The following is a 10817-nucleotide window of genomic DNA, read 5'->3' on the forward strand; positions in this document are numbered from 1 at the left end:
GACTATTTACCTCCCCTTTAAGTTTAATCGGATGGGGAGGATGTCAATAAACCAATTAAACCTCGGTTCTTCCTATAAAGTTTTCTTTCATTAATGAAAGGTTGATAGCTATATCTAATATAGGTGATGGGGGTAAATAATTTGCTTTACCTAATTCTTGCATAGAATGAATTAGTGGGTTTTCATAATCCATCGCATAATCAGCGAGTAGTTTTCCTGCGATTGTTTGTTTTGAAATCCCTGCTCCATTACATCCTCCTACTGCGTAAATGCCTTTCATTAATTTGCCCCAAATTGGGCAGCCATTTCGGGTTACACTAATAGTACCAGACCAAGTATTGGTTAATGAAACATCAGATAATTGTGGGTAGATTTTATAGAACAATTTTTTATGCTGTTCATAAACTTGATAAGTTTTTTTTGCGTCTACATGGCCATCTAACGCAGGAATAACATGTTGACGAATTAAAAATCGATTATCTTGAGTATAGCGAAGAGTGGCACCTGCAATGGCATTGACTGGCGTTAGGCCCCAGCTATCCATTTTAGGTAATTTTGCTTTTTGCTCATCACTCAGTGGCGCAGTAATACTTGCAAATGTAGCCATGGCTGCTTGATGGTTTTTTATAGGTGTTAAATCTCGGGATAGAGCATTAGTGCCAAGCATGATGTTTGGTGTTTTAATGGTACCGTATGGTGTTAGTATATTATGAATTGTTCCTGCCTGTATTCCCATAACAGGAGTATTATTATAAATAGTAATGTTCTCAGGTAGGTTATCGACTAAACCTATGATTAGATGAGCCGGATTGACCAAAATAGAATTGGGCGTATAAATTCCTTTGGAATAAAAGCTAGAACCTAATTTTTGGTAAAGTTCTTCTTTATTAAGTACTTTATATGCTTCATTCATCGAGCTTAAACTATCAATATATTCTTTTAGTACTCTCTCGTTTTTCGTACTTACTTGGCAATGGTATTTACCTGCATTTTCCCATTCACATTCAATCTTGAATTTTTCTGTTAAGGTTTTTAACTCATTTATACCCTCTTCTAATAACGTTCTATATGTTTGAGCTTTTTTCAATTCAGTTGTTGAACTACCTATATTATGAGGCAATCCAATAATAAAACCTGAGTTTCTAGCTGAAGAACTTTCAGCCGCAGTAGATGAGTCTAGAAGAATAATTTTATAATGTGGATTATTTATCGCTAAATTTCTAGCAAACGATACGCCGGCAAAACCTGACCCAATGACGACCCAATCTGCACTATTGTTATTATTTAATCTTGGATAAACCTTCTTTTTGTCACTCTCTTTTAACCATCCATTTTTATTTTGGTTAAAAGGTATAGATGCATGTTTCATTTATTAGTCCCTTTAAAATTCATCAAATAGCCCTCTGTAGATCTCATTCAATCGAGCGTTAGGAGAGCAGAAGATAACTGAATTTAACACAGTATCCTTTTAAAGGGCATTGTTGTTAAAGTTTAAAATGATTCAATTGGATATCAAAAGCATTATCTATTAGCTTTGTTTCTTATAAGATTTTTTATTAAAAATAATGAGTTAAATTAATTTTATATTATAAGCCCCTCCCCTGCTACCTTTGGCAAAAATGCTCTGCCTCTTCAGCTTACGGGGACGAAGTTTAAGCCAATTTGACTATAATGCTTAATATTCTCTACATGAATACAAAGTTTAACAGTGTATTGGGTAAAATAGATACGTTGTGATTTTTGGCGAACAAGGGGGTTGTTTTATCACGTAAAATTAAAAATTAAATTATAACTATTTGTTTATATTTATTTAATTTTCTGAATTGTTTTGGCGAAATAGGGATGATTTTGACAATAAACGTTTAGGATGTGCATTAGAGTTTGTAAAATTAGTACAGAATAAACGTAATAATACATGCTTTCAAAGTGCCTCTGTGGATAAAGGGTTATCTCGAAAGTATAAAGAACCGACAGAAAAAAACACAACGTTAAGGTATCAACTCAACAACACACTCGCTTTGAGAAAATATTTGGAACAAATAAAATCTGAATAGTTAATAGCAGGTTTTAGGTCAATGTGGCATAACTTAGCCCACAGGAGCGTGTGTGACAGAAAGATATCAGCTAAAGTGAAATAGTCGCCAGTTACCCATTCGTTATTTTCATAAAAAAGTACCTATATTAAATTTTGATTCGTTGATGCACTCTATATGTAGAGAGAAGTAATACGTAAAATTACCTATTTTCAATTTTGAGTGGGTAGCGTCATAAACTCAATGAATTTTCTTGCTTTCAAAGGAATATAACACGCATATGGATAAATTAGGATAAACGGACGTGTTGTTCCGGCATATTCTTTCAGTACCTCCACTAACTCCCCTCGTTGTAATTCGTGCTCAACAGTAAACCTATAAACCTGCATAAGTCCGACGCCATTTTTAACTAATGTCAGTGTCGCTAGAAAATCTTGTTGGCATAATAAACGCCCTGTCGTTTCCACTTTAACAACGTTTCCCTGCGTACGCTTCTGAACAGGATTTTGTTTCCGTTATCATTGAATGGACTGAAGGGATGGGGGTTGACGTTGCTATTGATAATTTAGGTGGCGATATTCTTCAAAAAACAATTAATACCGTGCGTCTTGAAGGAATTATTGTCTCTATGGGTTTTATGGCGGGCATACAGGCGACAATTGATGTTCGTAATTTCTTTTTTTCTCAAAAATAGTTACGAGGAACATTGGTTGGTGATATTGAAGATTTTTCAAGATGGCTTCCTGCTATTAAAAAAAAACTTATCAAGCTATTGATTGACAGTACGTTACGATTATCCCAAGCAGCTTCTGCTCACAAGCGAATTGCAAACCACCAAGCTCGTGGAGCAATTATACTTATTCCTTGATGCTATAAAAACTTATCAAATAGCCTTCTGGAGACTATGGACAATCGGGCGTGGAGGATATCAAAAGATACCTCCCCTACCCTATTGTCTCTGGTAAGAATGTCATATCTCTAAGCCAATTTGACTGATATTCCTAATATCCTCTACTTAAATACACTGTTTAATAGCGTGTTGGGTAAAATAGAGGCTTTGTGATTCTTGGCGAACAAGGGGGTTGTTTTATTACGTGAAAATGAAAATTGAATCATAATGTATTGTTTATGTTGATTTAATTTTTTTTGTTTTTTTGGCGAATTACGGTTGGTTTTGATATATTATTTTATGGTATATCAACCTAGTAAATAGAGCGCCTCACCATCTACGGCGAGGCGTAGTCACATTATTTTGTTTATTCTTTACTTTTTTCTTGAACCATTTTAGACAATTTTAGCTTTATCAAGCGTTCGAGCTCTTCAATAACAGTTTGATTAAGTCTATTAAATTCAAAACGTACTTTTCTGCCGTTTCCGTTGTAGCTAATACGGGCATACTGATCCTTGTTATTGAATTCGACAATATCAGAGGTTTTCCATGCTGAAGCGGGCTTAGTTTTGTCTGTCATCAACTCTAAAATAGTTGATAAATCGTCTAATATACTTTTTTGTGTTTCTTGGATATTTTTAATTACGAAGCCTTTACGATTATCTCTGACCTCTTTGCAGAGTACTGCTAAATCTATGCCCTCTTTGTTCGCATTACTTTGGAGTTTAGAAAGACGGGCATAGAATGTGTTAGGTATTCCTTCACAGTCAGGAAATAAATTGACTAGGCGCACATCAATTAATGCTGCTTGAATACGTTTACGAACTGACTCAGTGCTTATACCAATATGTTGGGCTAATTGTTCATTAGTTGTGAAATTATTATCTTCCATTAGTTTCTGATACTGTATGCCTACCTCGCGGTAAGATAGTTTTCGAGAACTTTGCGCAGCACTAATGATAGAGAAAATATCTTCATTGGATATGTCGTTTGGTAAAACCCATAATGGTAGGTCAGTAGATAATCTTATGCAGCAATAGCGACGTCGACTACCTTCAATTAAATGATAAATACCATCCATTCTGACAGCAATACCTTCAGTATCCACTCCCCGTTGTTTAATTTGTTCCAGAATATCGCCCATGGAGTTTTCATCCAATGCTTCCTGGTTACGTGGATTGAGAAAATGAACAACAGTTTGCTCAGAGACTTTATCCCCTGGGACTATGACGTGTTCAGCATCAACTTTGCGCCCGTCTTTCAGTGTAAAGACTCTTTTGGTGATATTTCCCCCTTTTAAAGAGGGGAGTCCATTTCTCTGCTCAAAACCTGTTTTCTTCGGATTTCCTAAATACATCTCTTTGTTTGTGCCTCTTTCTACATCAGTCATGCGGATTACTCACTTTTTGCAGAGAAACTTTTGATTTCATTTATAAATTGTTGATATACCGAACTTACTGACATTTCAGCTATATCAAACTGTTTTGCAGGACATAAATCCTCTGATTTTTTTATATCCAAGACTGTCCTGCCCCTTTCTGCCGCCGCAACAAAAGCTTCTGAATGTTTTATATTAGTTGTCATGAATTTATCTTGTACGGTGCGTACAAGCTTGTTTAATGTTCGAACCTCATGTTGACTTTTGTCATCGACATTAACAGCGAGTACCTTCATCCATTGGATATTTTCACCCCTAGATGGCAGTTGCTGTAAACGCGTACCAATCGTTAACATATAATTTGTTGTGGAGGCAAAGTCATACTCGCGCGGAGTTATTGGCACGAGTAGTGCGTCAGCAGCTTCATTTGTTGACCATATGATTGGAGAGTCTTGTGGAGGGGTATCGATAAAAATAAGGTCATAATGCTCTTTTAGAACAGGGACGACAACATCTCTAAAACGAGTGAGAAGCTTATTTCGTTCATCCTTACTTAAGCGCCAGTACAGGTCAGTGAATCTATCATCTGTGGGAAAGGCTGTAATGACATCCATATTCGGAAGATGTGTACTGAATGGGATATTGGAGATAATATCCGCTTCAGAGTAACCTGCAGATATATACTGAGAATAATCTCCATCAGGTTCGTATTCAGCCAGCAAAACATCGGTAATTGTCAGATAAATATCATCATCATTAGTGGCTCGGATAAGATTATTTCCGATTGAGCCTTGAGGGTCTAAGTCTACGATGCAACAGCGAGCGTTTAGGTTTAGATCTAATGCAGCTGCTGTTGCAATTGTTGCTGTCGTTGTACTTTTTCCTGTTCCACCTTTGTGGTTTTCTATGACGATGACTCTTGGCTTATACATATCTGAATAACGATGAGCACCTAGTTCTTCCATGATCACTTGAACGTCGAACCGAGTATAAAGATGGTTTTTATTTTGAAAAATAGGCTCTCCAATGATTTTCTTAGCCTGCATTTCAGTTACAATCTTTGAGAATGTATTACGAGATTTTCCAAAAAAATCAGCCAGAGCTGTTTTGTTTAAACAGTGGTTATATATAAGCCTGTCCAGACCATCTACTTGTTCATCAGTAACTTTTATTGTATTTACTTCAGCGATAGATTCTTTTAGTGAAATTTGTTCAGCTTTCATTCGCTGACCAATTATTAGTATTTGATCTAAAATTGACATTGGCTACCCCTTATTTGTTTTTTTATATTATCAGTGTGAATTGAGCGTATAACAAGTCAATATTGCACTTTAATGCACAAAAAGGAATTTCACGCTTGATTTTTGACAGGGATATCTTGGCGAACCAGGGGGTTGTTTTTTTATAAAGGATAGAATTTTTTAAAAAAAAGCCTGTAATAGCAAGGGATAGCGATATGTCTAGTTATAAAGAAATGATGGCGAATTACTTATATTTATCACTTTGATACCGCCTCTATTTTTTGACTTTATTTTTCAACAAATTTAAATGTTGAATACAACGGGGGTATAACTGTGATACTTGAGGGTGATATACCCCACAAGATTTACTATCGAATCCGATACGCCATAACCGCTTACGCGGGTCTCGGCAACCCTAACTAAAAGCAAATATCTGTGTTTCCATTCATTACAACTTTTGGGACTCCGTCCTGTTTCACAAAGTGTGAAAGTAAGGGAGGATGTTGCTCTATATAGCAAAAACTAAGTTCATGGTTAGGATATTGGATGAATGGTTTAACGAGTCTATAACAATATATTTCGGTATCAGAGTCTGCTAAATGGTCTCTATGGTATTTAAATCTAACCATGATAACGTGTAATTGCGCCATTTTTAGTCAAAAAATGAGATAATAGGCATACTGCTCCTAGGCCGCGGTTTGCAACCATCGTTTTTTTGCCATTTTATTCCGCCTTTCTGATAGTAAAGTGACTGCGTGTAGCCCTTTTTCCGCACTCATAAACCCCAGTCGGTTTCCACATAAAATACATTGATACGGGTCAGTATTTAAAAACTCTTTGATAAGGGCCGCAAACCCCGGTTTTTCAGGCACGATAGGATGTATCATATCTAACGCGTCATACACTTTGGGTAATAAGCTGCCTCGTTTGAGATTAGCTAAAAAACCGTAATAGCGGATCATCTTAAAATGTCGCGCTGGGATATGACTGACATAACGTCGTATCATTTCTTCTTGGGTTAAGGTCTGTCGGCGGTATTGTTGGCTATGGTGAGCATAATAATGATGGATCACTGTGCCATCGCTGTAGTGTTTCAATTGATAAGCGAGATAGGGGACGTTTTAGGTATCGGCTCAGGTATTTCACATTATGCCACGCACCGCGTGTCTTTTTAGCAAAATGCACTTTCCAATACCGTTGAAACTGGGTATTAAGGTAACGGCACCAGGTCGGATAATCCCGAATATGTCCGAAGTCAGGCAATGTGCTGGGCTGAAGTTGAAAATAACTGTTTCGAAGGAGTCGAACGACGGCACTGCGCCAGACTTTTTCGACGTCTTTCTTTTTAAAGAAAACGGGTTTTCAGGTGTCATATTGCGTGAGCCCGACTCGGGTTACCAATAAATGAATGTGCGGATGTTGATTGAGTTGGCGACCATAAGTATGTAAGGCACAGAAAATGCCAATTTCGAGCCCAAGACGCTTGGCATGTTTGAGCATGGCACGCGTGGCGCAGCGAAAGAGTCGGTTGAGCAAGGGCCAGTTATTGTTGAAGAAAGGCCAAAGTTGGTGGGGCATCGTGAGGGGGATATGTTGCCATTCGCAGTCTGGCAAAATATGGCGCTGCTGTGCGACCCATTGTTCGGTGCCTTTGATACCACATGCACTGCAGGCTTTGGATTTACAGGTTTGACAAAAGAAGCGTGAATGCGTGCATTCAGGTGAAGAGCAGCAATACCGACGAATGCCCATAGCACAAGACTGTATGCGAGCATCTTTTCGACACAGAGGAGTTGCCATTCATCGATGGTGTTGTTATCGATAAAGCGATTTCATCCGTCATCGTATTAGAATAGCAATTTAGCGGGTCTGGGAATATACATTGAGCAGAGTATAAAAGACGAGAAGGGAGTTGCCTAGAAATAGAGTAGCTCTGTCGTGATACTCACGCCATAGGCGTGCTTATGTTCAAAACTGAACCTGTGGAGTGCTTGCGCTCTATCACAATAGAGTGGTCGGGATATGAGCAGCGCTTGATAACAACGGCATCGCATTTAGCGCTAATGACGGAGTCAAAAACATAAACTTTCGTTCTCGGCTTCAGGGATGACAATGTACCCTGACTAAAAAGCCGCTGAAATCGGTCTTCTTCGCATTGTATTTCAGCGACATCACTTTCGCTAAGGAAAGTCATGGCGCTTACCTTTGCGCCGAGTTTTGGTATTGCGGGTGTTATACGCCAACCCGTATATGTGTTTTTTATACGCCTAAGCGTATATTTTATTTTTATACTTCCTAGCGTATATATTGACATTATACGCCATGGCGTATATATTAATTTTATTCGCTATGGCGTATATACTTGACAGGGCGATTATCACTGTGGGAGGGAGGAGTGAAGATTACAACACCAAAGATGCTTGCTGCTGCAATGCGTGAGCAACGCAAAAAAAACAAATTAACCCAAGCGCAAACCGCAGATCAAGTCGGTCTAAGGCAAGCAACAGTTTCTGAGTTTGAGAGCACACCTGAATCAACGAAACTCGAAACATTTTTCAAAATTCTTGCCTCCTTAGATCTGGAACTACATGTAGTAAAGCGGGGTTCTACACTAAATGAAGGTAAGGTTTGGAACAAGGAGTGGTAGTGATGAGGACTCGGGTACTTTCTGTCGCTATGAATGGTGATTTGGTTGGCAAACTCACCAAAAATACTGATGGTGGGATGTCATTTCAATACGCAGAAGAATGGTTGGCAGAACCAGGGGCGCGGGCAATCTCATTATCACTTCCTTTGCAACGTGGACGCATAATCGGTAGCGCGGTTTACAATTTCTTCAGCAACCTTTTGCCTGATTCTGAGGCGATTATTGATAGAATGCAGGTTCGTTTTAAGGTAAAAACAGACCATCCTTTTGATCTGCTCGCCGCTGTGGGTCGTGACTGTGTTGGCGCAATCCAGTTATATTCTCCTGATACTGAAATTCCATCGGTGATGGAAACTCATGCCGAACCTCTAAATGAAACCCAAATCGAAGAACTTTTAGACGGTTATCAAACCGCACCTCTTGGAATGGGCGAGGATGTGGACTTTCGGATCTCCCTCGCAGGGGCTCAAGAGAAAACAGCATTACTTTGGTATCAAGGCTGCTGGCAGCGGCCACAAGGTAGTACCCCGACAAGTCATATTTTCAAATTACCCATAGGCCTGATTGAACACCATAACATTGATCTACGCGAAAGCTGTGAAAACGAATGGCTATGCTTGTGTATAGCAAGAGAATTTGGATTTCCAGTCGCCAACGCTGAATTGGCAATGTTCGGCCAAAAAAAGGTACTGATCGTAGAGCGTTTTGACCGAAAATGGTCTTCATCTGGAGACTGGCTGTTGCGCCTTCCTCAGGAGGATTGCTGTCAGGCTTTGGGTATTGCACCTGCATTAAAATATGAATCTAATGGGGGGCCAGGTATTGAATCTATCATGACGATGCTTTTGGGGTCACAAAAAGCAATCGTCGATAGAGAAATGTTCTTTAAATCACAAATCCTGTTCTGGATGCTGGCCGCGATAGATGGGCACGGGAAAAACTTTTCCATCTTCATTGAATCAGGAACATCTTTTCGTTTAACCCCTTTGTATGATGTACTGTCCGCTTTTCCTATCTTTCAGTCCAGAGGCATAGAGACCAAAAAGGCAAAAATAGCTATGGCATTACAAGGGAAAAACAAACAATACCATTTTTCTATGATCCAACCGCGTCATTTTATCAGTACCGCTACACAGGTCGGGTTTTCTCCGAAAATGGCAACGCAACTGATGCTTGATATGGCCGAAAAGACAGATGCTGTTATAACTGCCATATTACCTCAGCTGCCTGAAGATTTTCCTGAGCACATTAGCAAAGCCATATTTGCTGGGTTATCAAAACAAGCTGATAAGATTAAAAGATGGTCCTCCTCACAAACTAACTAAGACTGAATAAGAGCCCAGATCTGAAGTGACCCCCTGTAATTGGTTGTCCAACTATTGGGGGGCACTTCACTAATCGGACTATGGATTCCCTCACAAGCATGCTGTTTCCCTGCAAACATCAAGCGTGGGCGAGCATTATTTACTTATGAATAATGTTAGCGTTTATTCGTGTCCATTATCTGTTCATGGTTAGGAAAATGGATGAATGGTTTAACGGATCTATAACGATATGTTTCGGTATTAGAGTCTGCGAAAGGGTCTCTCTCGTTTTTAACCTAACCACAATAACGTGTAATTGTGCTATTTTTGGGCTTGTTGCAAAAATGACCTAAGTGAGAAACACTCACGGTATTGTTCATCGCTTTAGGATAAACGCATGCCTCCAAACGAGTTTAAATGGAAACATTTTGCGCCAACCATCATCCTTTGGTGCTTACGTTGGTATGGTTCTACACCGTTAAGTTATGCCAACGTCAGTGATATGCTCGCTGAACGGGGGATTTCGGTTCACCGTTCAACGATTTATCGTTGGTTTATTGAATATGCCCCCATTCTCCGTAAAAAACTCAATAAATATCAATTCATTCGGGCTGTTTCCTCTTGGCAGCTTGATGAAACCTACGTCAAAGTGAACGGAAAATGGTTTTACCTTTACCGTGCAATAGATAAATACGGAGACACACTGGATGTTTACTTTTCACCCAAACGTAACCGTTATGCTGCTTATGCATTTCTCAAATGCGTATTAAAACCTTATCGCTCCGAGCGACAACCAAAAACCTTAAATACCGATAAGCATGCCGCTTACGGTTACGCCATCGCTCGTTTAATTAAAGAAGGGAAACTTCGAGCTGACGTGAAACAACGGCAAATCAAAACCCTTAATAATCGGATTGAATCAGATCACGCCCCGATAAAAAAGTTGATTGTTGCCACAGGCGGCTTCAAATCCGCGAAGCGAGCGTGGTCAACTCTCCAAGGATTTGAAACGTTGCGAAAACTGAATAAAGGTCAATTTGATGACTGGCTACGTCGGTATGAACCCGAATTTCGGGTGCAGGAGAGATCTGCCTTTATGAATCGATTATTCAATGTAGAGACCGTTTTAGCTTAAAATACTCGCTTAGTACTGAGTGAAAAATACGCAAATTTATTATTTGCAACAAGCCCATAAAAAGCGTTCCTTTCATCACGTTGATGCACCGATATAAAACGGGCGGTTTTAGTTGACAAAACCGGCCCGTTTATAGCGTTGTCACGGGGCACTTTTATGATTAGCCCAGTTGAAACTTATTGTTTGACTT

General features: G+C 39.2%; 7 protein-coding genes and 2 pseudogenes. 4 read left to right on the forward strand and 5 right to left on the reverse strand.

Annotated features, from left to right (window positions below):
* Nucleotides 1-55: 55 nt before the first annotated feature.
* Together AAZR93_RS20360 and AAZR93_RS20365 are read right to left on the reverse strand one after the other, a co-directional pair.
* A complete protein-coding gene (locus tag AAZR93_RS20360) occupies nucleotides 56-1369 on the reverse strand; it encodes an NAD(P)/FAD-dependent oxidoreductase (RefSeq protein WP_434720897.1) in 1314 nt (437 codons plus the stop codon).
* An 876-nt stretch (nucleotides 1370-2245) separates the two neighbouring features.
* Nucleotides 2246-2500, reverse strand: a complete 255-nt coding sequence (locus AAZR93_RS20365; protein ID WP_434720898.1) for a LysR substrate-binding domain-containing protein — start codon at nucleotides 2498-2500, stop codon at nucleotides 2246-2248.
* A 38-nt stretch (nucleotides 2501-2538) separates the two neighbouring features.
* Between AAZR93_RS20365 and AAZR93_RS20370 the strand changes: the two are divergent.
* Nucleotides 2539-2727, forward strand: a pseudogene (locus AAZR93_RS20370) (hypothetical protein); the annotation flags it as partial.
* A gap of 562 nt (nucleotides 2728-3289) precedes the next feature.
* Here the strand turns inward: AAZR93_RS20370 and AAZR93_RS20375 are convergent.
* The 3 genes and pseudogenes from AAZR93_RS20375 to AAZR93_RS20385 all read right to left on the reverse strand — a co-directional run bounded on the left by AAZR93_RS20375 (nucleotide 3290) and on the right by AAZR93_RS20385 (nucleotide 7364).
* A complete protein-coding gene (locus AAZR93_RS20375) occupies nucleotides 3290-4312 on the reverse strand; it encodes a ParB family protein (protein WP_434720899.1) in 1023 nt (340 codons plus the stop codon).
* Between the two features lie 5 nt (nucleotides 4313-4317).
* Complete coding sequence (locus tag AAZR93_RS20380; protein WP_434720900.1) at nucleotides 4318-5562, reverse strand: ParA family protein; 1245 nt, start codon at nucleotides 5560-5562, stop codon at nucleotides 4318-4320.
* 665 nt (nucleotides 5563-6227) lie between these two features.
* Nucleotides 6228-7364: pseudogene (locus AAZR93_RS20385) on the reverse strand (IS91 family transposase).
* 572 nt (nucleotides 7365-7936) lie between these two features.
* Between AAZR93_RS20385 and AAZR93_RS20390 the strand changes: the two are divergent.
* From AAZR93_RS20390 to AAZR93_RS20400, 3 genes are all read left to right on the forward strand, one after another.
* Entirely contained in the window at nucleotides 7937-8188 is a 252-nt protein-coding gene (locus AAZR93_RS20390) for a helix-turn-helix domain-containing protein (RefSeq protein WP_272682056.1), read from the forward strand.
* Between the two features lie 2 nt (nucleotides 8189-8190).
* The gene (locus tag AAZR93_RS20395; RefSeq protein ID WP_434720901.1) at nucleotides 8191-9513 is read left to right on the forward strand and encodes a type II toxin-antitoxin system HipA family toxin; all 1323 of its coding nucleotides are present in this window, start codon (nucleotides 8191-8193) and stop codon (nucleotides 9511-9513) included.
* A 376-nt stretch (nucleotides 9514-9889) separates the two neighbouring features.
* Nucleotides 9890-10627 carry an IS6 family transposase gene (locus AAZR93_RS20400; RefSeq protein WP_434720902.1) on the forward strand — a complete coding sequence of 246 codons (738 nt, stop codon included), beginning with the start codon at nucleotides 9890-9892 and terminating at the stop codon, nucleotides 10625-10627.
* Nucleotides 10628-10817: the final 190 nt, after the last annotated feature.

The sequence above is a fragment of the Providencia sp. Je.9.19 genome (assembly GCF_051129765.1).
Taxonomy (GTDB): domain Bacteria; phylum Pseudomonadota; class Gammaproteobacteria; order Enterobacterales; family Enterobacteriaceae; genus Providencia.

Bases quoted from the DNA above. Each gene is read 5' to 3' on its own strand.
- AAZR93_RS20360 (WP_434720897.1), bottom strand. From the start codon at position 1,369: ATGAAACATGCATCTATACCTTTTAACCAAAATAAAAATGGATGGTTA.
- AAZR93_RS20375 (WP_434720899.1), bottom strand. From the start codon at position 4,312: ATGACTGATGTAGAAAGAGGCACAAACAAAGAGATGTATTTAGGAAAT.
- AAZR93_RS20380 (WP_434720900.1), bottom strand. From the start codon at position 5,562: ATGTCAATTTTAGATCAAATACTAATAATTGGTCAGCGAATGAAAGCT.
- AAZR93_RS20395 (WP_434720901.1), top strand. From the start codon at position 8,191: ATGAGGACTCGGGTACTTTCTGTCGCTATGAATGGTGATTTGGTTGGC.
- AAZR93_RS20400 (WP_434720902.1), top strand. From the start codon at position 9,890: ATGCCTCCAAACGAGTTTAAATGGAAACATTTTGCGCCAACCATCATC.